This is a genomic window from Nocardia nova (assembly GCF_002933465.1).
GTDB lineage: Bacteria > Actinomycetota > Actinomycetes > Mycobacteriales > Mycobacteriaceae > Nocardia > Nocardia nova_B.
Genome location: NZ_PSZE01000016.1, coordinates 84,388 through 107,151, shown reverse-complemented (window position 1 = coordinate 107,151; position 22,764 = coordinate 84,388). Strand labels below are relative to the sequence as shown.

Here is a 22,764-nt window from a genome sequence, read left to right as displayed (position 1 = left end):
CTCATATGGAAAAGAGAACTCGGCACGCGTTGTCACCTCTCAACTCCGTCGATGGTCGTACCAGATGTCGACGTAGCCGTGGCCGTGCATGACTTACCCATCCCGAATTGCACACAGAGGCCGAAGTCGCTGTACAGCAGTTCGCCCCACTCGGGGTTGTTCACCCAGATCATCCCGTGCCGCGTATGAGCACATTCGGCTCACACCAATTCGGTTGACACATCCGCGGATCGATCGTATCGGCGAGGAATTTCCGAACGACCGAATTCGTCGCCTGCCGGGATGTAGGTCGGCGGACGTGCACGCGACGAACCGCATAGCGGCCGATGCGCATGCCACAAACCTCAGTTCATGTTCGCTGGAGACCGTGATCAGGACGCAGAGGCCGATATCCGGCTCGTCCGGCAGCGGCGATTCATGTTCAGCTTCAGTGGGATCGGCGAAGCTCATCGCGTCCCGCTACTGCTTCCCGATTGGAGAGTATTCGGCCAGTCCGGCCAGAACCTCGAGCAGCGTTTCCAGGTTCACGCCCTCCGGTAGCGGGGCGTCGCTGTCAGGTCGCGGTCGGAAGCAAATGCCACGGGCAGCGGCGCGCTCGCGCGGGGGTATCGAGAGGCGGGACGATCTTGCCCTCGCGCACAAGGAAGCTGTGCGCGCTTGCCTTGCGGGCGCACGAAACCGCGTGACACCTCAAGTGCTGCTGCATGATTCGCTGTGCCGAGACCACCGTGAGCGGATTCTCCGGGTGTGCGTGGGTCGCGTCATCCGGGCTCGGCAGCGCTGCGGCCCACGTCACCGGAGGACAGACCGTCTCCAGATCGAACAGCTCGCACACCCGGCTCGGGGTGTGCCCGACCGTTTCCAGGTCGTAGACGATCATCGCGTCGACACCCAGGCCGGCGGCAAGACCGAGCGCGTAGCCGATTGGGTCGGCATCCTCTGCTGGTGGCTGCACCGTGTACGGCCCTCCCATTCAGCCGGCCTCGTTGACGCCCACCATCGAGCGTGAGCAGCACGTCCAGTAAGCTAAGGTGCACAAGACTTTTCGATCGCACAGCGGTGATATCACCAGCCAATCTGATAATCTCGCCGCGAGATAAGCGCTGGTGAGAGGTCAGGAGGGGGCAGGCGTGCATGGATCCGCGTTCACACCGGTCGTGGTTCCCGCAGAAATCTGGGCACGTGAAGAGGTCCGCAGTCTTCTCGCCGAGCGCGATGTTGCCGGCATCCTGCGGCTGGTGCAGCAGCACACCGGCGCCAGCCAGCAACGCCTGGCCACAGCGCTGGCGATTTCCCAAGGCCGAATCAACGAACTGATCAACCGGCGTCGACAGGTCACCAGCCTCAGTTCATTTCAGCGACTGGCCGACGGACTGGGGATGCCGGACCCGGCCCGGATCGCCCTGGGACTCGCACCCCGGAATGACGGTTCGGCAACATCGGTCGGTCACAACGAGATCACCCGCACCTACCCGGCCCAGGCCGATGCCGCCGCGGACATCCGTACAGCAGTCCGCGGTGCGGCCACCGTCGATGTCATGGCAGTGCGCGGGCTCGGCATCCTGGGATTGAAGGACTCGCTCCTGCGCGAAGTCATCCCGGTCGACACCCCCTTGCGCGTGCTTCTGCTCGACCCCGACTCAGCTGCTGCCGCATATCGCGCGCAGGAGGTCGGTGAATCAGGCGAGTCGTTCTCCGCCGGAATCCGTCTGTCGCTCTCACGATTGCGTGAATTTGCCGCTGCCGGACGCCCAGTCGAGATCTATCTCTACGATCACGTCCCGGTATGGCGGATCATCAGCATCGATGGACCGCGTGGAACCATGTTCGTCTCCGCGTTCACCGACTGCCGCGAAGCCCACGCCTGTCCGACTCACCGGATCCAACCGAACCCAGTCGGGATCCTGCACCACGCCTTTTGCCGAACTGTCGAACAGACCGTCACAACCGCCCGCCGCGCCGTCTGACCATTGATAGAAAGGCAGCACTGTGATCGAGGCAGAATACAAAGCCAAGCTGACCGCCCCGGACCGAGTCCGTGCCGCCCTCCGCGAGCGAGCCATCCCCAATGTTGTGTCCTACCAAGACACTTACTATGACACCCCCAGCGGCGACCTCGACCGCACCGGCCGGGAATTCCGACTCCGCACTATGGAAGACTCCTCCGGCGCCCATCGGCACTTACTCACCTTCAAAGACCCCGCCGTTGACGACGCGACCGGGTCCAAACCCGAATTCGAAACCGTTGTCGCTGATCGCCACGCCATGGGCGCCATCATCACCCGACTCGGCTATCAGCCCACCCTGTCCTTCACCAAACGATGCGAAAACTTCGAGTTCACTGCCTGCGGCAGGCGCATGCTCGCCACCATCGCGAACGTCCCCGAGATCGACGGCACCTTCCTCGAACTGGAAACCCAAGCCGAAGAACCCGACATGTCCCGTGCCTTCACGGACCTGCGGAAGGTACTCACCGGCCTCGGCGTCACCCCCGAAGAGCTAACCACCGTGTTGTACACCGACGCGGTTCGACAGGCACGCCACTGAGCGGGCGCTCATTGAACGTGAACGGTGGCATGGACCATGCAGAGCATTCATCGCGCAACGGGCCCACGACCTCGAATTACTTCGATTATCGGTCCGCCTTTACGCCACCGCTAATACTCGAGTGGCGTGACGTCGAGCTGCATACGGCGCCGCAGACCGCCCCACGTCTTCTCAGTCGCTACCTCGAAACCAGTGGCGCGCCAAACCGCGGATGATGTTGATATTCGCTCTCGCGCAGAATTCGTTATCCGCAGCCTCTCGTGTCAGGCCTGGATATTCGGTGTTACGCACCATTTGCCGTACAACGCTTCTCGCGCCTGTGTGTAGGCGTTGCGGATCCCTTCGCCCACCGCATCGTCGCCGGATGCCGGAATCTCGACAGTCGTGGCCGCTGGCCACCGCAGCGCCACCGCGCAATACCCACGCAGCCTGCCGTGCGGCACCGAGTGCGACGTACTCCCCCGGCGTCGGGACAGTCACCACCGCACCGAGAATTTGCGCGGCGGTCTCGGCGACGAAGGCCGAACGCGAAGCGCCGCCAATTAGCAGCACTCGCCGGGGTGTGGCAGCACGTAGCCGGTCGAGCGCATCGGCCATATTGCACAGCATTCCCTCCGCTGCGGCGCGGGCCAGGTGCGCGGGCCGCATTGTCTCCGCGCGCAATCCGTGCAGGCTACCTGTCGCATACGGAAGGTTTGGGGTGCGTTCGCCGGACAGGTACGGCAGCAGGACGAGGCCGTCGGCGCCCGGCGGGGCCTGACGGGCCAGTGTCTCGAGTTCGCCGATGCCGATTCCCAAGGCAGTGGCCATCGCCTCGAGCACTCGGGCGGCGTTGAGTGTGCACACCAAGGGGAGGAATTGCCCTGTCGCGTCGGCGAATCCGTTGACGAACGGATCGGTATGCAGCTGCGAGGTGTGTGCGAACGCAGTGCCGCTGGTGCCCAGCGAGATCACCACGTCGCCGTCACCGATCCCGAGACCGAGCGCCGTTGCCGCGTTGTCCCCCGCGCCTGCGGCGACGAGCGCGCCCGATGCGGTGCGTCCGGCGCTCTCGGACGGTTCCAGCACCCTCGGAAGTTCCGGGGTTCGGTCACGGAAGGCCAAGGCCAGCAAGTCTTCTCGATACCGGCCCTGCACCGCCGACCAGTATCCAGAGCCCGAGGCGTCGCTGCGATCGGTGGTGGGTGGGGCATCACCACCACCACGCAATCGCCAGGTGAGGTAGTCGTGGGGCAGCATCACGCGGGTGACCCGATCCGCGAGTTCGGGCTCGTGGTCGGCCATCCACCGCAGTTTCGCCACGGTGAAGGCGGCGACCGGGACGCTGCCGACTGCGTCCAGCCACGCCTGCGGTCCTCCCAGCTCCGCGACGAGGTCGTCGGCCGCCTCGGCGGAGCGGACGTCGTTCCACAGCAAGGCATCTCGCACCGGCCGATGCGAGTCGTCGAGTGCCACCAGCCCGTGCTGCTGGCCGGCGATCGATACCGCGTCGACGTTGTCGAGCAACCCCTCCCCCGCCTGTTGCAGCGCGGTCCACCATGCCTCGGGCGGCACCTCGGTTCCGTCTGGGTGCGGGGCGTGGCCCCGTGTCAACACCTCACCAGTGTCCGCGTCGCAGACCACGACCTTGCAGGATTGGGTGGAGCTGTCTACCCCGGCGACGGTTGCCATTTATCCGCGCGGGGCCATCTGGATCTTGCGGCCGATGCCGTCGCGGAAGGCTCGCAGCGCTTCGGAGAACTGGTCGAGGCCGAAGGTGTGGGTGACCATGGTGTCGGCGTCGATCGCGCCCTTGCACATGAGGTCGACGGCGCGGCCGAAGCTGTGGACCACGGCCATCGAGCCGACGACGGTGATTTCGTCGTTGTAGATGCGGAAGGGTGAGAACGATGCGGTCGCGTCGCCGGGGGCAACGCCGAACTGCTGGTAGGTCCCGCCGCGGCGGACTCGGGTGAGGCCGTCCTCGATCGCCGAGATCGCGCCGGTGCAGTCGATGACGACTTCCCAGCCGTGCGGGCGGTCGAACTCGTCGGCGTTCGTGGCGACCGCGTCGGCGCCGAGTGTGCGGGCGACCTGCAATCGGTCGGTGTTGAGGTCCACCACCGATACCGAGGTCGCGCCTGCGGCTACCGCGAGTTGCAGCATCATCAGGCCCATGGTGCCCGCGCCGTAGATCAGATAGTGCGCACCCAATGTGCGTGGTAATCCGTCGAATCCGTGCACCGCGCACGACAGCGGTTCCACCAGCGCGCCGTGTGCGGCGGGCAAATCCGCCGGCAACGTGAAGCAGTTGGCCTCCGGCACCGCGACGTATTCGGCCATCGCGCCGTTCACCGTGTCCCCGATCGCACCCCAGCGTTCGCAGAGGTTGCCGCGGCCGATACGGCAGTAGTGGCAGGCGCCGCAGAACAGCGACGGGTCCACGGCCACCTTCTCGCCGGACCTCGGGCCGTCGACGATCTCACCGCAGAACTCGTGGCCGGGCACGATCGGGTACGGCGTGGGCGGGAATTCGCCTTCGACGATGTGGATGTCGGTGCCGCAGATTCCTACCGCGGCCACCTCGATGACCACCTCGCCGGGGCCGGGGGTCGGGTCGGGAATAGTCTGGACCGAGTACTCACCGGGCTTTTCGATCACCAAGGCACGCATTCACCGTCCCCTTTCCTGGTACCACCATGCGGTGGTGGCGATATCGGCGTCGGCCAACGGCAGATACCGCCCGCCGTCCTGCCATCCCAGTGCTTGCAGCGTGACATGCAGTTCCTCGTGGAAGCGGATCGGGTCGCGCACATGCCAGCGATACATGCCGAATCGTTGTTGCGGCGTGTAGATCTCCTCGCGCGGAAGTACCTGGTGCAGACCGAGATACGGGCTGGAGTAGTCGCGGTAGGCGCCGTCGAGGTCGAAGTTCCAGGCGCCGCCGAAATAATCCTCGGTGCCGGTGCCGCAGATCGTCGGGAACTCGTCGTCTCCGTCGAGATGGAATTTGATCTCGCCCTCGCCCCACCAGCCCGGGGCGTTGGGGGCGATCGCCAGATAGGTGCCGACGTAGCGTCCGCGGCCGCGGATACCGTCGACGATGGTGTGCACCGCCGGAGTGCCGAGTGGATTACTGTGTCGCCGCCTGCAATGCAGGTACCCGGCATCCTCCCCCACCTCGGTCTCGTCGTAGGTGAGCTGATAGTAGACCGGCACCGATCGTTCGGTCGGATTGTGCAGGGTGACGCGGGCGCGCTGACGAAACGGCATGGGCCAGTAGCTGTTCAGGCCACCGGCGGGTGCGACCACGACCATTTCCGAACTCACCAGTGCCAGTTCGTCCCAGCCGTTGCAGAAGAAGTCGCCCAGCGGCACGTCGATCGACGGCTGCGACTCGTCGTCCCAGGTGAAGGTCAACCTTAACCGGCGCAGTACCGTGCGGTCGGTGGTCAGCCAGAAGTGCCGGATCACTCCCGGTCCGGATACGTCGGCCAGCGTCGCGGTGGATCCAGCCGCGAGGTCGATCGACGGGGACACCTTCCACCCCACACCGAGATCGCGTGCCGCGCCCGCGCCGGTGCCAGTCTGTGCCCGTGCGCCCGCGCCCGGCGCGCCCGTCGGGTTCTCGGGGCTGATCGAGCGTGTCCGCGCCCGGTCGAGTCGCCACAGTTCAGCCATGGTTCGCCGCCCGATGTCGTTCGGTAGCAAGGAAATTCGCGATATCCGCAGTCGCTTCGTAGAGTTCGCGGTAGCACCGGTAGTACTGGTCGTAGACCGCTTGCCGTTCGGCGTCCGGCTCGACGATCGCCGTCACAGGGTTCCAGCCGGAGGTGTCGACCCCGGAAGCCTCCGCAGCGAGCATGGCGTCGCCGAGGCAGGCACCGACGGTCTCCGCCGGCAATTCCTGCGGCAGACCGGTCACGTCGGACACGATCTGGGTCCACAGCCCGCCCTTCGTTCCATCCCCGACCGCGACCAGACATCGAGCGCGGCCCCCGGCGTCGGCCATGGCTTCCAGGTTGTGCCGGACCCCGTATGCGGTTCCTTCCAGCGCGGCGCGGTACAGCTCGCCGCGGCCGTGGCTCGTGGTGTGACCGGCGACCATGCCGCGCGCGTCGGGATCGAAGAGCGGCGTTCGTTCGCCGGCGAAGTACGGCAGCATCAGCAGTCCTGGGCTACCCGCCGGAACCTTGCCCGCTTCCGCGACCAGGTCGCCGAAACCTCCGCCGACCAGGCAGCGCAGCCGGTGACCGCGCCCGAGGTCGCCATTCCCGCTGCGAGCGAATAGGTTTCGGCCCACACGTCGACGCCCGGTCGCGGCATCGACACCTCGTGCGGCCGCTCGGACCGCGTAAGGACCTTGCCGCCGGCGTCGGTCAGGACGCCCTTGGAACCGGATGTGCCGATGTCGATTCCGAGGAACATGGTCACCGAGTGAATTCGTCCACGGTGACACCCAGCAGATCACACGCGGCCCGCACGGTGCCGCGGTGGTCACCGGGCACAGCGTGGATGTGGTTGGCGCCGAATCGGGACAGGAAATCCTCGGCACGAGCGTCCAGCCGCGCGAACGCGTGCGGCCATTCGCGGGTCGACTGGCTCATCAATTCCTCGTTGGTGGCCTCGTCGTAAGTCTCGAAGGCGCCGAGCATCAATTGCATTCGGTAGTTGCCGTCGTTGCGCGTGAGCCGGGCCAGAGTCATCTGCCCCGGCGCCGCGAGATGATGGACGGACGCCCCGCCTGCGGGGAAGAAGAACACCTCCGGGAACAGATGCACGCGCGACAGGTTCTCCGCCGGATCGTCGCTGCGCGCCGCGAACCAGGTGGCGTGCTGGCCGGAGTTGCACAGATCCCAGATGTCGCGGTCCGCGTGGTAGTGGCGGACGTCGGCGAACAACACCGGCGTTCCCGAGACCTGTTTGAGCAGTTGCATGGTCAGCGCGCCGTCCATGTCGGCTTCGGTCGCGCACACGTGCGTCGGTTTCGGACCGTTCCAGTCATACGGGTCGTTGAGGAACGCCTCCGTGACGTCCATCGTGGCGAAGTACTGGGTGAGTTCGGGCTGCCCCTTGATGCCGGAGAAGTCGATGTTCCATTCGTCGATCAGCTCGCGAACCGCGAGGTAGGAGCGGATCTGGCGCTCCAGCAACTCAGGAGTGAGTTTGTCACCGTCGTAGTGCACGCCCGCGGTGGTCTCCTCCAGCCATGCCCGGGCCTTCGACACCTCAGCGGCATCGGCCAACTCGGCTCGGCGCACGATCTCCCACTGGTCGATCTCCTCGACGTCGACACCGAAGATGCGTTGCCACTGATCGGTATTCGCGACGGCGGTGTTCATCCCCATCGGCCGGCCGCCGAACCGGCCGAACGTCGAGCCACGCAGGCTCGACACCGCCGACGCCGCCACCGCCTGCACGCCGATCTTCTCGATCAGATCCGGGTCGGCCGGGTCGCCCCACAGCCGGGTGTGCGTGCGACCGATCTGATCCAGCGCTCCCCCGGCCGCCAGCATCCCGACCATTCCGGGCTGCACCGGGTCGATATTGGACAGCAGCAGCAACGCTCCCGGCGTGGCTCCCTGGACGAGCATCGTGAAGTGCGGGAATGCCCACACCGCGTAGTGCAGGACGGTCAGATCGACTGCGGCCGAGGCGACTTCGCGAGCCACCGAGACGGCGAGAGTATTGGTACTGACCGGCGCGGAGCCGCGCACCACCTCGTGTCCGGCGGAGCTCAGTTCGGCGACGAGCCGGTCCTCGTTGGTACGGATGAACTCGGCTATGCCGTCGTGCACATAGTCGCGTCCGTCGGAAATGCTGATCACACCGATACGTGCCACGCCGGATCCCTTCCAGAGACGAACGGTCGGACTACTCGCTGCTGTGCCCGATGGCGGTCCGCGTGGTCCTCGGTGGTAATGCAGGCTGCCGCCTCCGGGCCGCGCTCGCACCACTACAGATATCACTCAGGGCAGGGTCTACGGTGCGGTTCCGCCGATCTCGAGGGAAGCCAGCGACACGCCGCCCTGACCCCAGCCGCAACTGGTGATCCACAGATCGCCGTCGTCGATCACCTCGGCGGCATGCGCGGCGATGTGGCCGGCACGATTGTCGATCCGGAAGTGGTAGGGGTTGTCGCTACGGAAGACGTCGGTACCGACGTAATCGGGTCGCGGGCCGATGAATAGATACCAGGAACCGTTGTGGGACAACACGAATGGTGATTCGGTATTGCCGGCCTCGGTGCCCGAGGTGGGGTCGGTGAACGCGATGCGCCGCTCACTCCAGGTGCGCAGGTCGGTACTCGTGCGGTATGCGACCACATAGTTGCCGCCCGCCGGCGAACTCGTCGCGGCGTAGTACATCACCCAGCAGTCGTCGATCCACGCGACCATGGGATCGCGGGCGTCGTACCCGTCGCGAAACACCGGCCCGGTCGGTTCGCGGGTCCACTCGAACAGGTCGTCGGAGGTGGCCACACAGATCGCTGCCGCGGTGCGGTCGTCGCCACCGCACGCGTAGAACATGTGGTAGCGGCCGTCGGCGCGGATCACGTACGGCGCCCACAGGTGCGTCTCGCCGTAGTCGCGGTCCACGGTCAATGCCGAAGGGTGTTTGGTCCATGGGCCGTGCAGATCGTCGGCGCTGGCGTGGGCGAATTCGATCTCCTCGAACGGATCCGCCGGTTCGGGATGGGTGATGCCGAACAGGTGCCAGCGGCCCGATTCGTCGCGAATGATGGTGTGGTCGTTGATGTACCACCGCTGCGACTCACCGGCGCTCGGGTCGTAGATCGTGTGGAAGCGCCCGGCGCGAACGCTCACCATGTGGCGTGCCGATCGTCCACGATGGCCAGGCCGGTCCGTGGCGGTCCTTCTGGAAATTCGATCTCGGGCTCGGTCATCTGCCACGGCTCTCCTCAGTCGCGTTCGCCGTACCGGGTGTGAAGCTGCCGGAGACACCTACTGCGGACCGGCTCCGACCGATACGAGATCCAGCCGGCAGGCGACTCACCGCATAGGCCAGTGAACATCCGTGTCGGGCCCATCACACGGTAGATGACCCCCGCACTGGGTTCAGGCCTCGGGTGACCCGCAGCGGCAGCCGGCACGATCGGCTGCGTCGATGCCGATCACTGACCTGCATCGCCCACCGGAAGCTAGTGCACGCATTCCGGAACATCACCTCCGGCAGACGCCGTGGATCACTCCTGGATGGAGACCTTGTTCTTGTAGAAGGCGACGTGGCCTTCGATGTTGGCCGCTGCCCGTTTCGCCTCGGGGTAATACCACGGTCAAGTCCAAATGTGTGGTGTATGGGGGTGATTGCCGCGTGATCCTGTTGGGTCAGGCGGTCAGTGCTGGAGTGGTGGTGTCCTCCTGTTCGTCGGTAGGGTCGGTGAGGCCGCGGGAGCGGGCCAGGACGTCGAGGCCGAGGTAGCGGCGGCCTTCGATCCATTCGTCGTGTTGTTCGGCGAGCACGGCGCCGACGAGGCGGATGATGGCTTGCCGGTCGGGGAATATACCGACGACGTCGGTGCGGCGGCGGATTTCCTTGTTCAATCGTTCTTGCGGATTGTTCGACCAGATTTGGCGGTGCGCGCGGGCCGCCTCGATGTCGACGCCGTGGAGGTCGATTTCCGTGCCCTCGGCCAGGACGGCGCACTGGAACCGCAGCTCGGCCTGTTGCGCCTCATGGTGCGGTCGTGATTCGACCCTATCGAGTAGTTGCCGGGGCCGAGCAGGTGCGAAGGGAGTTGATCGGTCGCAACGTGCTGCCGGGGCGATGGACATTTCAACTCCGGGCGGCCCGCGGCGACGAGCTGCCCGACAACGCTGTCCAATGGGATCAACGCCAGCACGATCATGGTGGCGTAGCCATACGCCAGCTGCGGCGACTCGTCGCAGGTTGCCAGGATTACCGAGCTACCTCCCGGGGCATTCACTCGGTGCCGGTTCGCCGCGCAGCCGCGCGTCGAGCCAATCGCTGAGTCCCGGATAGCTGGTGACGTAACTGCTCAGATGTTCACCGGGCACCGTGCGGAAAATAGCCGGAACGCCCCGGCTGCATTGTTCGCCGTACATACGCTGTGCGTCCTCGAGGGGAATCCAGGGATCCCACGCACCGTGGTAGATATACAGCGGCACACCCGACGTCCGGTCGGACAAATCTAGTTGGCGATACAAATTCTCGGCCACCGGACTATCGAGCGAGTTGCTGATATTCGTGGCCACGTCCATCGGGATACCGACGACACCGAGCGGCCCATCAGCGTCGCCACACAGATCTCGCGTCGGAGAAGTCGTCACCCACTGCGCGAGGTGATTCATGTACTGCAGCATCTCCGGATGTTCGCGCGCTATCGCCGTCGACACCGACAACAAAATGCCGGAGGCGACCCAGCCGTTGAAACGATGGGCGATATTTCGGTAGTCGGCGGCCAGTCCACCCGAAGCCACCCCCGTCAGAACGTCCGACAGGTCCGGCGCGTACTCGCTCTGCAACATCGCGGTGGCGTACGACGCGATCGCTCCGCCCGAGTAGCCCTCGACCACATAACGGCTGTTACCGAACTCCGGCAGGGCATTTCGCACGGCGCGAATCGAATCGAGCATCATGTGCCCGGCCACATTCGGCTCGCCATACGCCATCAGCGGGCCCTCATGGTCGGGCAGGAGAACCGCGTGCCCCTGGTTCAGGGCCGACCAGATAGCCGGCAGAAACCAGACCAGATCGGTGTTGGTCCGATCGAGTATGTCGTGCGACAACTGATAGCCCGGCGTGCAGTGCAACCCGAGTGCGTTGATCGGCAACGCGTTCACCTCCACCGGACGGGGCCCCGGACCGTTCCACGATGCCGCCGGGGTGATCAATGTGGCGGTACCGAAGGAGGGCGTGCCCGTCGCCGAGGTGGAGCGAAACTTCAACAGCACCGCCCGCTGGATCGGTGCCGCCATATGCTGCGCTGTCGTCGCCGTCACGTCACGGGACTCGATGATCTGGCCCGGCTCCAGCGCGGCGAGATTCGCGGGCCAGGCGTCGAAGGTCTGATCGCCGGTCGGCGACGACAACATCGCCCGCCACAATGCCGCCTGCTGATCGCCGGCGGACTGCTCGGGGCCGGCCATCAATTGTGGCGGCTTTATGTTTTCGTCGATCCACTTCTGCAGTGGGGAGGGCGGGGGATTTCCGGGCGACGACTGCGGTATCGGCCCGGTGGGCGGGGCTTCGTCCGCCCGAGCGGACTGTTCGCCCAAACACGCACTAGCGACGAGAACAGTTACCACAGCTGCCAGAAACCCTCTCACAAGCCACATCCTTTGTTCGGACGAAACTGCAGGGAGTCTCCCCTGCCAGGGGTTGCGCGAAGCGACTCTAGCAAGCGTCTGCGATCCTGGCCACGAAAGCGCGTTGCGAAATCGGCACACAATCCGAGGTCGCGCGAATATCAGCGTTCTGAGCGGGAAACAGCGGCTGAAGCGCGACGGAACTACCCGAGGGACCGCCGACGAGTGTCGGCGCCGGCGGTTGCCGAAATTTCGATGTCGTCGAAGATTGGGTTCGCGAATCGGGGCGAATCGCGCATCTCTGGCGGTCGAGTAGTTCGATCTGCGGCGAGAACCAGAACGATTCCGTCATCGCGTAGTCCAGACCGTTGCCAACGGTGCCGAACAATGGGAGCAGCCCGGCCGAGCGGATTTTTCGCCGAAAACCCAGGAGATGAACCAACCGTGACCGTCGTGCACACCCGGGTGCGAGGCGGCAATTTCGGGTCGCATGTGCGGCCTGCCTCGCGCTGCGCCTGTTCTGCGCGGTGGCTGAAGACGGCACAGGCCGCCTTCGATGCGCGACAACCCTTCTCCACTCCGCGGCTCGACACCGTCGCCTCGTCTGTGCGCGCGCTCGCCGTAGCGCGATTACTGCGGCCGCGATTCCCGAGGTTGGTCCTCGGCTCTGCGCACGCCGCCGTGATGTCCTTCCTCGGCTCCTTCAGCGCCGGCCTCGGTTTCGGGTGCCTGCGATGCGGGTTGCTCCTCGGCGGGGGATGCGGTGGCCCCGCCGGAAGTCTCTTCGGGCGCAGGGGATTTGAACGTCGGGTCGGCCACCGGATGTGTCGCGCCCGCTGTATTGGCGCTGCTCCCCGCTCCTGCGGTGCCGGGTACCTCTTCCGCGCCCGTTCGGCGGCCTTCATAGGGCGGCACGGCCGGTTCAGCGTCGCCGGGTGGAAGCGTCCCGGTCGTGGCGACGTCGCCTCCGGACTGGTTCTGATCACGGGCTGAAGTGACTTCTTCTTGGTCGAATGTGCCGGCCGGGCGATCGGTCGAGCCGCCGCCCGGTGTATTCGACCCGGTGTCTCGCGAGCCTTTGGCTCCTCGCTGCGATTGAGGCTCTTCGGACAGATGTTCGCTGGACATAGCTCCATCGTCTCCTCGAGTAGAGCGCTGGATTATATACTCCACGTTCAAGCCTGGTGCCCCATTCGACTGCAGTCAAGCAAACCCGTGATGACGATGCGGGACAGCAACCGGCGACACTACTGCTGTCACCACAATGGTCGGACAGGTCGCCCTTCACCGATCCACTCCGAGGTCACTCACGACAGCGTGGCTGCCAGTTCGGCATGCAGATCCAGCAGATCCGGGATTTGCTCAACGGGCCGGCGGCCGAATCCGCATTCGGTGGCGATACCGAAACCGTCGACGATTTCCCGGGCGGCGCCGATGCGGCGCAGGGCCCCCTCGCGGCCGTCGGTGGCGTGTACCAGTCCGAGGTACAGCCGGGTCTGCGGCGGCAGGTGCAGCCCGGCCAGCGGTGCGAAGTACTCGCGGTCGGTACGCGAGCGCGGAACCGGCATATGCACCCAGTCGACCCGGCGCGGCAGCGCCGCCAGCACACCGGACAGCACCGTCACCATGCGACCGGTATCGGCGGGCTCGGCGAAGTGCCGATGCCCGAAATCGCCGTAGCACAAGTGATATCCGAGTTCGATATCCCCGGGGACGGCCGCGCCGAGGCGCACGAGCCGGGCGACGATCTCACTCAGCCGAGTGTCGTCGTCGGCGCCGAACCAGGACGGGAACACCCCCTCGAAGATCGCGAACTCGACCGGGCAATCCCACTGCACCGCAAGATCGCTGTGCGGGATCGCCGCAGCGATGCGACCGAGTTCGGCGAGCAGCGCGGCCTCGTAGCGCTGTTCGAGAATGTCCTGCGGATCGCCGACGAAGGCGCCCACCACCGAGATCGGGGTAGGCAGGCAGACCTGGAACCGCACCCTGGCATCGATGTCGCCGCGTTCGCGCAACCTACGGAATACACCCCAGGACTCGAGCGCTGCCTGCGCATAACCCAGCTCACCGAAATCGATCGATGCAGGATCCACGCCTGGTTTGGGCCGCACCCGCTCGCTGGGCCCGTATTCCGGGCTCGGCGGCGGCACCGTCTCCAGATCCGGATGCGCGCCCATGCGCGGCAACTGCCAGACCGTGAAGTTGTCCCGCTCGCCCGTCTCACCGTCGGGTATACGGCCGAGCCACGGTCCCAGCCGCCGCGCGGCCGCACCGAATACGGCCTCGGCATTCGGCAGCGGCACACTTCCACACAGATGGATATCGCCTCGGGTCATCGCGAACTCCTCACATCCCGGCCGCTGGGGTCCGGTCGCGAATTCGTGGACACAGCGGCGGCTCGATCGACGCGATGAGAGTAGATCCGGCCACCGCTCACGCGATTCCCACGTGCGAGAATGCGCGACGTCTCAGCAGGAGACATTCCAGTCGCAGGCTGTGGCAGACGATATACGGGCTGTTCCGCCGCTGGCAGCGGGCGGGCGTGTGGTCGCTGACCTGGAAGATGCTGCAGGCGTTCGCCGAGCGGTTGTGCTCACCGACAACGCGCCGACCGGCTGGTACGGCGCGCGCCGCGCGCGGATCGAACCCGGCGACACCGTCGCCGTGATCGGTCTGGGGCCGGTGGGGCAGCCGGCCGTCCAGTCGGCATTCGTCGTGGGCGCCGCGCGCATTCTCGTCGTAGAACCCCTCGCACACCGTCGCGACGACGCGGTACGCCGCGGCGCCGAGCCGGTCGGCAGCGCGAACCCCAAGGAACACCTGAAAGAACTAACGAGCGGCGAGGGCGTCGACGCGGTGATCGAGGCAGTTGGAGCCGACGCGACGATCGCGCTCGCAGTAACTGCGCGGGGAGAACCGGCGCAGGCTGCCCACAAGAGACCGGCACCTCGCCCGCCCTACATGTGGTGCTCCCAGCTGCCGCGCGTGTCGACGTCCGTAGCGTCGGCCAGCGCCTCGAGGTCCGCGATCTCCTCGTCGGTGAGCTCGATGTCGTGGGCTCGGATCAACCCGTCGATGTGGCCGGCCTTCGTGACCCCGATGATCGGGGTGGTGCCTTTGGCGATGGCCCAGGCGGTGGCGATGTCGGCGGCGGACGCGCCTCGGTCCTCGCCGATCGCCCGCATCCGGTCTGTCAGCGCCTGCAGCTGGGGCACGATGGCGTTGTAGACGACCGCTCGGCTGCTGCCCTCCGGCAACGGATTGGCCGGGCTGTACCTGCCGGTCAGCGCCCCTTGCTCGAGGACCATGTAGGAAAAGAACCGCACGTCGTGTTCGCGGCAGTGCTCGAGAATGCCTGCGCGCTCAGAGCTCCGATACAGGAGGCTGTAGTGGTTCTGGACCGCCTCCACACGGAAGCCGGCCTCGCCGAGGATCCGATCGGCGAGAGCGATCTCCTGCATGTTGTGGTTCGAGACGCCGACATGCTTGATCCGGCCGCTCCGCAGCAGCGGAATCAGAAGCGGCGTCCAACGGGCCACGTCGGCGGGGTTGTGGATCCAGTACAGGTCCACATAGTCCGTGCCCATTCGGTCGAGGCTCTGCTCCAGCATGTCCGCGACCGGATCGTTGCCGTCGCCCGCGATCTGCGGGGTGAACTTCGTCGACAGCTGGTACTCGTTGCGGGCGTAGCCCTTCAGCGCCTGAGCGAGGACCGTCTCCGAGCGGCCCATGCCGTACACCACGGCGGTGTCCCACAGGGTGAACCTGTTCGATTGCGCCTTCTCGACGACCTCGCGCAGCCCGGATTCGGTCAGCCGACTGCCGAAATACCCCTCGCCTGCCTCGCCGCTGTCTCCCCAGGCCCATGTGCCCAGCGCTGCCGTCGGCACTGTCAGCGTCTTGCTCGTCATGTGCTACCTCCGTTGCTTGTTCTCGAGTTCGTGGCGGAATGTTCGATCCAGGAGACCGCGGTCGCGGCGACCGGAGAAGGTTGCGCTTATGGGGGTATAGCCTCAACCCCCTTTCTCGCCGCGACCAGCGGCTACTGTGAACGACATGGACCAGCAGCCCGGAAACCGTGGCGAAATCCGCGACTTCCTCACGAGCCGGCGCGCCAAGATCACCCCGGCGCAGGCCGGACTGCCGACCAGCGCCCGTCGCCGGGTCGCCGGGCTGCGGCGCGAGGAGGTCGCCGTCCTGGCCGGCGTGAGCACGGAGTGGTACACGCGGCTGGAGAAGGGGCACATCGGCGGCGTGTCCGACGACGTCCTCGAGGCGGTCGCTCGCGCCCTGCAACTGGACGACGACGAACGCACCTACCTGTTCGATCTGGCCCGGTCATCGCGGCGCGCGAGTCGTACGCCATCGCGTCGCAGGGATGTCGAGATCCCGGCCCGGATCCAATGGTTGCTCGATTCCATGACGATGTCTTCGGCGTTCGTACGCAACGGCCGCACGGACGTCATCGCCGACAACCGCTTGGCCCGAGCGCTGTACGCGCCGATGTTCGACAGCACAACCATCGATCGTCGCGGCCGACCCAATATCGCTCGCTACATCTTCCTCGACCCCGGCGCCCACGACTTCTTCGTCGACTGGGACGCCGCCTGTATCGCCACCGCCGCGCTGCTGCGCGCCGAGGCCGGACGCGAGCCCCGCGACCGGGCACTGCGCGAACTCGTCGGCGAATTGTCCACCCTCAGCCCCGAGTTCCGTAGCCTATGGGCAGCGCACGACGTCCTGATCCGCCACGACGGCATCAAACGGCTCCGGCACCCCGATGTCGGCCACATGGAACTGACTTTCCAGTCGCTGGACCTGCCCCTGTCCGGCCGGGCCGTGCACAACCTGGTCACCTACACCGCCGAACCCGGCACCGCCTTCGAGGACCGGCTCGAGCTCCTCGCCAGCTGGGCAGCTGCGCCCCAGGCCGGGAGCACGCCGGCCCGCCCGCATGCGAGCGCGTTGCCGATTCCGGCACCGACGATCGCGGGGAACTAGCTGACAGCCCCAACCGCGCCCGAACTCGCTGCGAGATCGTCTTGCCGGTTGCGGGGGCACCTATTCGAGTGCCGCGGGCAGGATCAATGTGGTGAGGGTGGCATTGCGCCGGGTTTGGTGAAGGTGAACTGCATGACGGTGAGGTGTCCGCGGCGGAAGGTGTCGGCGCACCCGGTCAGATAGCCGATGTAGGCGTCGTAGGTCTGTTGCCCGGCGATTTCGATCGCTCGGTCACGGTGCTCGTGCAGAGATGTGACCCACCTGTCCAGGGTGGTGTAGTGGGACCCCAGTTCCTGACTGCGGGTGAGGGTGAATCCGGCGTCCTGCGCGTACTCTTTGATTCCCCTGGGGTCGTGGCCGGTTGATCGCGGGAGCTGACTGCTCGCGAAGACGGTGCCGCGGAGAAACGCGAATTCGGCTTCGGTCGTCAGGGCGGGTTCCTGATGCGCTTCCGCCTCGTGCGGGTCACCGGCGACGACGGTTTGTAGCAGCAGCACTCCGTCGTCGGGCATTACCCGGTAGGCGAAGTCGAAGAAATCTGGATATCGCTCATGGTGGATCTGTTCGAGTGCGCCGATGCAGACGATGCGGTCCACGGGGCGGTCGAATTGTTGCCAGCCTTGCCGTCGCACACCGCCGTAGGGGCAGCCGTGGACGAGGCGGTCGACGAGGCGGTCTCGTACGTACCGATGCTGGTTGCGGTGGGGCGTCAGCCCGATCGCATTGACCCCATAGGTGTCCATGGCGCGCAGCATCGTCGAACCCCAGCCGCAGCCCACGTCGAGCAAGGTCATCCCCGGTCGCAGATCGCATTGGGCCAGTGCAAGGTCGATCTTGGCGGACTGGGCCTGTTCCAGGGTGTCGTCCGGGTGGGTCCAGTATGCGCAACTGTAGGTGCGAGTCGGGTCGAGGAACAGCGCGAAGAACTCATCGGGTAGCTGGTCGCGGGACGGGATGTGACGGGCGGCGGGGGCGAAACCGGTCATCGTGCGGATCTTCCTTGCAGGCAGGCCGAATCGGTCGGTATCGGTGTGCTCCCGCCGCCCAACGGAAGTTCGGCTTCAGGGCGCGAGCATGTGCGAGTCCTCGATCGGGCGGCTGGGGTGCCCGAGGTCGCGTGGCATCCAGCTCCAACACTACAGATCTCACAGGTGTGCGAAACGGCGCGTGAGCAACATTTAACCGGGCAGTAACTGCGGTGCTCATCAGAGAGACGCCGCCCTTCACAGCGCGACAGCAATGATTCAGCGACATCAGGCTGCTATGCCTGCCGGTCGCAGTTCAGATACCTCATGGCGCGCAGCAACCGTGACGACGCCTTCCGAGAGCATGGGGATTTTCAACGTGCCGAGCTTCCAGCCGCGGTCGACGAAACTCAGCTGCCGCGGCGAGATTCCGGCCGAGTGCGCGAGTTCCATTCCACTGCGGCGGGCCAGGCCCCGCCGGCGGCGAATCAACTGGCCCACGGCCACATGCGGAGACGTGTACCGGCACTCGGACGACCGGATATCAGTGTCGTGCTGAGCGCCCCGACCACACCCTTTCTGCTGCGCACCGACGACACCCCACAGGGCCCCGTCGACTCGGACACCGCCGAGGCCGTCCGCGCCCTCATGCGCCTCGACATCGGCGCTTTCGTCGAACCACCTCACCCACCGACTGGTTCGGGTGGGCCGGCCGAAGAATCAAGCCGAGTACCTTGAGTCGGTGAGTATTCGCGAATACGAGCCGGGTGATGTCGTCTACTTCCCAGCGGGACCGTTCAACGGCATCTGCGCGGTCGTACAACAGGTGGACGAGCAGCGAGCGCAGCTGCGCCTCAGCTTCAGTGAAGGCGTGGCTCATCGCGAAGGGAACGTCCTACGAGAACGCCGCCACAGCTTGACCGTCGGATTCGATGAGGTCGAGTTGCTTTAGGCAGTACCCCAATACGCATCAACACTGCAGCCTCTGGATGATCGGCGGACCGGACAAACCCATGGCCCCGCTCGAACTCATACCGCACCCACATCCCGCCGACATCGAAGTGACCGCCGCACCCGAGGGTGCCAGTCTGAGCGCGATGCTGGACGCGGGCGAGATCGACGCCCGGTTCTCGGCGAACGTCCCCCAGTGCGTCCTCGACCGATCACCGAACGTCGCCCGCTTGTTTCCCGCCGCCGAGCTTCTGGAGCGCGACTATCACCGGCGCACCGGGATCTTCCCGATCATGCACGTCATCGTCGCGCGTCGCGACCTGCTGCGGCGACGTCCTGACCTCGCGCGCGAGGCCTTCCGGGTCTTCGACGAGGCGAAAGACGCTGCGGCCGAATACTATCGCCGCAATCGCCGACTCTACGAGGCGCACACCATGGTTCCGTGGTTCAACGCATTGGTCGAGCGCAACGCCCAGCGATTCGCCGACGACTGATGGCCCTACCCAATCGCGGCCAACCGCCCCACCCTCGACACCTATCTGCGCTGCCACGCGGGGCAGGGCCTGTCCTCGCGGCACTGGGCAATCGAGGACCTCTTCGCCCCGGAGCTGCTCGACACCTGACCGTCGGACTGTTCCACGTGCAGGCGCCGGTGCACCATCTCCACCCGGCGAATACGTTGCGGCGCTGAGCCGTATACAGCGATACGGAACCGCGGCGGCCGTCGCCCCACCCGCGCCACCGCGCACGGGCACGACAACCGCGTACCGGCGGCGGGATCTCAGCTTCGACAAGTTCATCGGCCCCGAACACCTGGCCGCCGCGCAATCTCGGCCCTCCACCTCGTATCCGCCGCACACCGTGCTGCTAGCGGCCAACGGCGACCTTGGCCAATTCCTGTGCCTGGAATAGCTGCACCGGCTCGACGCCTGCGACGACACCCTGTTCTGTGTGATCCGCGGCCGTGATGCCGAAGCCGCGCGGGCGCCCCTGGACGAGGCGTTCGACAGCGGGGATCCGATTCTGCCGCAACGTTATCGAGAGCTCGCGAGCGGCGGCTGACCGTCCTGCCGGTCGCGGTCTTCCGGTCCGACATGGTCCGCGCGCCCAGCAACTTCGCGTGACAGCTCAATCTCCCTACCAGGGCTCGGGCGCCGCGTGTGTTGTTCACAGTAGCTCCGATACTGCACGTCCCACTGGTGACCGCCTGGAGCTCAGCACCACAAGGTCACGCGACAATTGAGGTCCAAACCATCACGCCCTCGAATCCACGACTGTGGGGATTCGAGGGCTGCGACGTTGCCGCGGGCGAATACCGTACCGGTAAGCGCTACAACGAGATCAAGAAAATCATTGTCGACGGCATGCTCAAACGCATGGAGCAGGCATACCCGGGATCGTCATCACATGTCCGCGTGGCCGAGCTAGCAAGTCCAGCAACACAAACGAGATTCGTCGGGAACTCATCTGGGGCGCCATTCGGCCTCTCGCTGCGACTCGACCAAGCATGACCATTCCGGCCGGGAACCCAGACCCCCATCGGAGGCTTGTTCCGGGTCGGCACCAGCACCGTTTGGGGCCAGGCACCGTCGGGTCGATGGTCAGCGGCCTACACGCGGCGGCCGTCATCGCCGGGCGAAACCTGATCGATGAAATCCGGGGCGGCATGGTGATCGCCGATCCGACCCTGCTGTCCTCCTGGCCAGACAACTTCGACTCTCTCGAGGCAACGCGCCGCCTCGGCCGCAAAGCCTCGGCCGTCGACACGCAACCATCGGTTCGGCCATAAGCGCCCACAGTCCGGCGACCGCGCGCCAGCAGTGCGGTGTGCGCAACAAGGGTCCGCGACTGACACGAAATCCAGGCGTCGCCGCATTCCTCACCCGGCAGCGCGGTGCCGCAGTGGTTGAGCAAGTACTCGCACGCTATTTCACATCGTTGCTCAACCGGACGTGGTGGTCTGGTTCCGCGGTTGCCACCTGGCGGGGTCGGGCTGTTTGCGTCGGCGCATGCGGGTCAGCGCGACACCCACGATTGCGGTCACGGTCACACATAGGGGGCACATCGTCTTATCCTTCAGTGGCTTTCGGGCGTGATACGCACCTCTCGCCGGTCGGCGAGGTCGACGTGGATGCGAGCGGTTCCGTCTGCCGCTGCGACCACACTGTTTTCCACCGCTCCGGTGAGGCGGTAGGTCTGATCTGGGCGCAGCCGCGCCAGGCCGAGCGAGGCTCGTCCGGGTTCGGCTCCCGGTCGCAGGACCAGATCCAAGGCGGCGCCATCGGTGACCGCCCGCGCGACGAGGACATTCGGGTATTCGGCCTCGTCGAGGATCGGGCCGCGGGACCACGCGTCGGGCAGCGGCCGGCTGGTTCGGTCGTAGTGGGCATGCGCGCGCCCGGTCATGGACATGGCGAGTCCGAGGTTCGCCTGTGCCGAGGCTCCGGCGAGCCGCCGTACCCCGTGGTCCACGATGGGCTGTCCCTCCGCGGCGATCCGCTCGCCCGCGGCTCGCGCGATGTCGGTGTCGCCCAACTCCGTTGCCGCGGCTTGCACCCACAGCAGCGGGGTGATGTTACTGCGGCGGTAGTTGCCGGTGTCGATGTTGTCCCAGCCGCTGAGTTCGGCTTCGAGCTGTCCGTCGGCGCCGAGTCGCAGTTTCTCGTGGCGCAGGATCTCCCACTGTCGCCGGGCGATGTCGGGGAAGACCGGCGCGAGTTGCCAGATTACGCTGGCGTCGGAAAGCACGGAGGTCATCGCGGGTACGGTGAGCCCGGTCCACTTCGATCGCAGTCCGATGGTGCGGCCGTCGGCACTGAGGAATTCCTCTTCGAACCCGCGACGGAACTTCGGCAGGATCGATGCGCTGTGCCGACTGCCGTAGAGACGGTCGTGAATAGGCAGCGGCAGAATGCCGAAACCGTTGCACAGGGCGTAGATCCAGTTGGGCTCGCACGGGAACAGGCCGTAGTCGGACGCGGCGAAGTTGCGGGCGAGGACGTCGGTCAGTGAGTGCAGGTCGTATTCGTAACGCATGCCGCGCGGATGGCGGAAGCAGATGGAGCCGGGCTCGGAGTAGCGATGGTCGCCGGTCGTGGTGGTGTAGCCGGCCACCAGATTTGCCAGCCACCCCGACACCATGATGTCGTCGCGGGGTATCGGGTCCGGGTTGTAGCGCAGGTGACCCCACATGCTCTCCTTGGACCAGAAGGCCCAGCAGATCCGTTCCTGCCACTTCGCGATCGTATTGCGCTGCGCCACCGACAGATATCCGTGGAATGCGGGGGTGTGCGCGAACTGCACCGAGGTCAACGCATAGCCACAGACGGCGACCTGATATCGGATGGAGGACGTCTGGAACTGGTCGATGCGATCGAAACCGGCGAATTCGGAGACCGGCTGCAAAGCACGGTCCAGGGCGAACCGCACTTGCGCCAGCTGCTCGGTGCCGAGTTCAGGCACCTCGGGCACTGACACGGAGCGCGGAAACTCCACTGTGACGGGAGTTTTGGCGCGGAGCGCGCCGAGATACTCGTTGCGGGCTTGCCGCCGAGCGACGGCTTGACGAAACGCCTTGCGCCGCACAGTGAGCGCAACGCCTATTCCTGCCGCGGCCAGCAGGGGTACGGCGGTTTTCGCGGCGGGTATTCGCACGTCGTGGCGGGCTCCCGCGGTGGCGGTGCCCGCCCAGACCGCGATCGGCGCCAGGACGTTCCCGCTGCCCAGCCACAATCCCAGTGAAGCGGTGAACCCGGCTTGGGAAGCGAGGAAGCGCAATGGTTTTCCGGCCGTCACATATCCGGCGCCGGGCCAGACCAGGCCGGTGCCGACATTCACGCCGCCACGGCGTGCGGTGCGGCCGATCGCCACACCGGCACCGGCCAGTGCCAGGTATCCGGTGAGTGTGCGGCGCAAGCGGCGCGTGGTGACGGGGCCGTCGAGGCGCTCTCGCTCCGGGATGAGCGCCGGCGCGACTGCGGTGGGGTCGGTGTGGCAGGTGAGATCGGAATCAGGCATTCGCCGGTCCT

General features: G+C 66.0%; 20 protein-coding genes and 4 pseudogenes. 8 read left to right on the top strand and 16 right to left on the bottom strand.

Annotated features, from left to right (window positions below):
• Nucleotides 1-351 precede the first annotated feature (351 nt).
• Nucleotides 352-540, top strand: a complete 189-nt coding sequence (locus C5E41_RS19795) for a hypothetical protein (protein ID WP_104377288.1) — start codon at nucleotides 352-354, stop codon at nucleotides 538-540.
• Nucleotides 541-553: 13 nt separating this feature from the next.
• Here C5E41_RS19795 and C5E41_RS19790 read toward each other — a convergent pair whose 3' ends face one another.
• Nucleotides 554-973 carry a hypothetical protein gene (locus C5E41_RS19790; RefSeq protein WP_104377287.1) on the bottom strand — a complete coding sequence of 140 codons (420 nt, stop codon included), beginning with the start codon at nucleotides 971-973 and terminating at the stop codon, nucleotides 554-556.
• Between the two features lie 184 nt (nucleotides 974-1,157).
• Between C5E41_RS19790 and C5E41_RS19785 the strand changes: the two genes are divergently transcribed.
• Entirely contained in the window at nucleotides 1,158-1,967 is an 810-nt protein-coding gene (locus tag C5E41_RS19785; RefSeq protein WP_219823202.1) for a helix-turn-helix domain-containing protein, read from the top strand.
• Between the two features lie 22 nt (nucleotides 1,968-1,989).
• Nucleotides 1,990-2,547, top strand: coding sequence for a class IV adenylate cyclase (locus C5E41_RS19780; protein WP_104377286.1), 558 nt, complete (start codon nucleotides 1,990-1,992; stop codon nucleotides 2,545-2,547).
• A gap of 171 nt (nucleotides 2,548-2,718) precedes the next feature.
• Here C5E41_RS19780 and xylB read toward each other — a convergent pair whose 3' ends face one another.
• The 12 genes and pseudogenes from xylB to C5E41_RS19730 all read right to left on the bottom strand — a co-directional run bounded on the left by xylB (nucleotide 2,719) and on the right by C5E41_RS19730 (nucleotide 14,155).
• A complete protein-coding gene (gene xylB / locus C5E41_RS19775) occupies nucleotides 2,719-4,218 on the bottom strand; it encodes a xylulokinase (RefSeq protein ID WP_104377285.1) in 1,500 nt (499 codons plus the stop codon).
• On the bottom strand, nucleotides 4,219-5,199 hold the full coding sequence (locus tag C5E41_RS19770) for a zinc-dependent alcohol dehydrogenase family protein (RefSeq protein ID WP_104377284.1): 981 nt from the start codon (nucleotides 5,197-5,199) through the stop codon (nucleotides 4,219-4,221). It abuts the gene before it with no gap.
• A complete protein-coding gene (locus C5E41_RS19765; protein WP_104377283.1) occupies nucleotides 5,200-6,207 on the bottom strand; it encodes a glycoside hydrolase family 172 protein in 1,008 nt (335 codons plus the stop codon). It abuts the gene before it with no gap.
• The gene (locus C5E41_RS19760; protein WP_219823201.1) at nucleotides 6,200-6,691 is read right to left on the bottom strand and encodes a xylulokinase; all 492 of its coding nucleotides are present in this window, start codon (nucleotides 6,689-6,691) and stop codon (nucleotides 6,200-6,202) included. The genes C5E41_RS19765 and C5E41_RS19760 overlap by 8 nt, the downstream gene beginning before the upstream one ends.
• On the bottom strand, nucleotides 6,691-6,960 hold the full coding sequence (locus C5E41_RS34510; RefSeq protein ID WP_219823200.1) for a hypothetical protein: 270 nt from the start codon (nucleotides 6,958-6,960) through the stop codon (nucleotides 6,691-6,693). Before C5E41_RS34510 ends, C5E41_RS19760 begins: the two co-directional genes overlap by 1 nt.
• A complete protein-coding gene (locus tag C5E41_RS19755; protein ID WP_104377282.1) occupies nucleotides 6,957-8,369 on the bottom strand; it encodes an L-fucose/L-arabinose isomerase family protein in 1,413 nt (470 codons plus the stop codon). Before C5E41_RS19755 ends, C5E41_RS34510 begins: the two co-directional genes overlap by 4 nt.
• A gap of 138 nt (nucleotides 8,370-8,507) precedes the next feature.
• Complete coding sequence (locus C5E41_RS19750) at nucleotides 8,508-9,356, bottom strand: family 43 glycosylhydrolase (protein WP_104377281.1); 849 nt, start codon at nucleotides 9,354-9,356, stop codon at nucleotides 8,508-8,510.
• A 377-nt stretch (nucleotides 9,357-9,733) separates the two neighbouring features.
• Nucleotides 9,734-9,817 (bottom strand): annotated as a pseudogene (locus C5E41_RS35990) (hypothetical protein); the annotation flags it as partial.
• Nucleotides 9,818-9,875: 58 nt separating this feature from the next.
• Nucleotides 9,876-10,124, bottom strand: a pseudogene (locus C5E41_RS19745) (transposase); the annotation flags it as partial.
• Nucleotides 10,125-10,454: 330 nt separating this feature from the next.
• Entirely contained in the window at nucleotides 10,455-11,657 is a 1,203-nt protein-coding gene (locus tag C5E41_RS19740) for a lipase family protein (RefSeq protein WP_258081102.1), read from the bottom strand.
• A 378-nt stretch (nucleotides 11,658-12,035) separates the two neighbouring features.
• A pseudogene (locus C5E41_RS35225) lies at nucleotides 12,036-12,296 on the bottom strand (IS3-like element ISAar24 family transposase); the annotation flags it as partial.
• A gap of 827 nt (nucleotides 12,297-13,123) precedes the next feature.
• Nucleotides 13,124-14,155: a hypothetical protein gene (locus tag C5E41_RS19730; RefSeq protein WP_104377278.1), complete on the bottom strand. Its 1,032-nt coding sequence runs from the start codon at nucleotides 14,153-14,155 to the stop codon at nucleotides 13,124-13,126.
• Between the two features lie 112 nt (nucleotides 14,156-14,267).
• Here C5E41_RS19730 and C5E41_RS35220 point away from each other — a divergent pair.
• A pseudogene (locus C5E41_RS35220) lies at nucleotides 14,268-14,663 on the top strand (hypothetical protein); the annotation flags it as partial.
• A gap of 113 nt (nucleotides 14,664-14,776) precedes the next feature.
• Here the strand turns inward: C5E41_RS35220 and C5E41_RS19720 are convergent.
• The gene (locus C5E41_RS19720; protein ID WP_104377277.1) at nucleotides 14,777-15,730 is read right to left on the bottom strand and encodes an aldo/keto reductase; all 954 of its coding nucleotides are present in this window, start codon (nucleotides 15,728-15,730) and stop codon (nucleotides 14,777-14,779) included.
• 145 nt (nucleotides 15,731-15,875) lie between these two features.
• On the opposite strand from C5E41_RS19720, the gene C5E41_RS19715 reads away from it, so the two are divergent.
• A complete protein-coding gene (locus tag C5E41_RS19715) occupies nucleotides 15,876-16,820 on the top strand; it encodes a helix-turn-helix transcriptional regulator (RefSeq protein ID WP_104377276.1) in 945 nt (314 codons plus the stop codon).
• A gap of 83 nt (nucleotides 16,821-16,903) precedes the next feature.
• Here the strand turns inward: C5E41_RS19715 and C5E41_RS19710 are convergent, their stop codons facing one another.
• A complete protein-coding gene (locus C5E41_RS19710; RefSeq protein ID WP_104377275.1) occupies nucleotides 16,904-17,806 on the bottom strand; it encodes a class I SAM-dependent methyltransferase in 903 nt (300 codons plus the stop codon).
• Nucleotides 17,807-18,527: 721 nt separating this feature from the next.
• Between C5E41_RS19710 and C5E41_RS19700 the strand changes: the two genes are divergently transcribed.
• From C5E41_RS19700 to C5E41_RS19690, 3 genes are all read left to right on the top strand, one after another.
• Complete coding sequence (locus tag C5E41_RS19700) at nucleotides 18,528-18,737, top strand: hypothetical protein (protein WP_104377331.1); 210 nt, start codon at nucleotides 18,528-18,530, stop codon at nucleotides 18,735-18,737.
• Nucleotides 18,738-18,798: 61 nt separating this feature from the next.
• On the top strand, nucleotides 18,799-19,230 hold the full coding sequence (locus tag C5E41_RS19695) for a hypothetical protein (protein ID WP_146097612.1): 432 nt from the start codon (nucleotides 18,799-18,801) through the stop codon (nucleotides 19,228-19,230).
• A 1,103-nt stretch (nucleotides 19,231-20,333) separates the two neighbouring features.
• Nucleotides 20,334-20,525 (top strand): hypothetical protein, encoded by a 192-nt coding sequence (locus C5E41_RS19690; RefSeq protein WP_104377272.1) that lies wholly within the window; start codon nucleotides 20,334-20,336, stop codon nucleotides 20,523-20,525.
• Nucleotides 20,526-20,812: 287 nt separating this feature from the next.
• On the opposite strand, the gene C5E41_RS19685 is transcribed toward C5E41_RS19690, so the two are convergent.
• Nucleotides 20,813-22,753: a linalool dehydratase/isomerase domain-containing protein gene (locus C5E41_RS19685; RefSeq protein WP_104377271.1), complete on the bottom strand. Its 1,941-nt coding sequence runs from the start codon at nucleotides 22,751-22,753 to the stop codon at nucleotides 20,813-20,815.
• Nucleotides 22,754-22,764: the final 11 nt, after the last annotated feature.

Bases quoted from the DNA above. Each gene is read 5' to 3' on its own strand.
- C5E41_RS19795 (WP_104377288.1), top strand. From the start codon at position 352: ATGTTCGCTGGAGACCGTGATCAGGACGCAGAGGCCGATATCCGGCTC.
- C5E41_RS19790 (WP_104377287.1), bottom strand. From the start codon at position 973: ATGGGAGGGCCGTACACGGTGCAGCCACCAGCAGAGGATGCCGACCCA.
- xylB (WP_104377285.1), bottom strand. From the start codon at position 4,218: ATGGCAACCGTCGCCGGGGTAGACAGCTCCACCCAATCCTGCAAGGTC.
- C5E41_RS19770 (WP_104377284.1), bottom strand. From the start codon at position 5,199: ATGCGTGCCTTGGTGATCGAAAAGCCCGGTGAGTACTCGGTCCAGACT.
- C5E41_RS19765 (WP_104377283.1), bottom strand. From the start codon at position 6,207: ATGGCTGAACTGTGGCGACTCGACCGGGCGCGGACACGCTCGATCAGC.
- C5E41_RS19760 (WP_219823201.1), bottom strand. From the start codon at position 6,691: ATGCTGCCGTACTTCGCCGGCGAACGAACGCCGCTCTTCGATCCCGAC.
- C5E41_RS19750 (WP_104377281.1), bottom strand. From the start codon at position 9,356: ATGGTGAGCGTTCGCGCCGGGCGCTTCCACACGATCTACGACCCGAGC.
- C5E41_RS19740 (WP_258081102.1), bottom strand. From the start codon at position 11,657: ATGGCCGGCCCCGAGCAGTCCGCCGGCGATCAGCAGGCGGCATTGTGG.
- C5E41_RS19730 (WP_104377278.1), bottom strand. From the start codon at position 14,155: ATGACCCGAGGCGATATCCATCTGTGTGGAAGTGTGCCGCTGCCGAAT.
- C5E41_RS19720 (WP_104377277.1), bottom strand. From the start codon at position 15,730: ATGACGAGCAAGACGCTGACAGTGCCGACGGCAGCGCTGGGCACATGG.
- C5E41_RS19715 (WP_104377276.1), top strand. From the start codon at position 15,876: ATGGACCAGCAGCCCGGAAACCGTGGCGAAATCCGCGACTTCCTCACG.
- C5E41_RS19710 (WP_104377275.1), bottom strand. From the start codon at position 17,806: ATGACCGGTTTCGCCCCCGCCGCCCGTCACATCCCGTCCCGCGACCAG.
- C5E41_RS19695 (WP_146097612.1), top strand. From the start codon at position 18,799: ATGGCCCCGCTCGAACTCATACCGCACCCACATCCCGCCGACATCGAA.
- C5E41_RS19690 (WP_104377272.1), top strand. From the start codon at position 20,334: ATGGTCAGCGGCCTACACGCGGCGGCCGTCATCGCCGGGCGAAACCTG.
- C5E41_RS19685 (WP_104377271.1), bottom strand. From the start codon at position 22,753: ATGCCTGATTCCGATCTCACCTGCCACACCGACCCCACCGCAGTCGCG.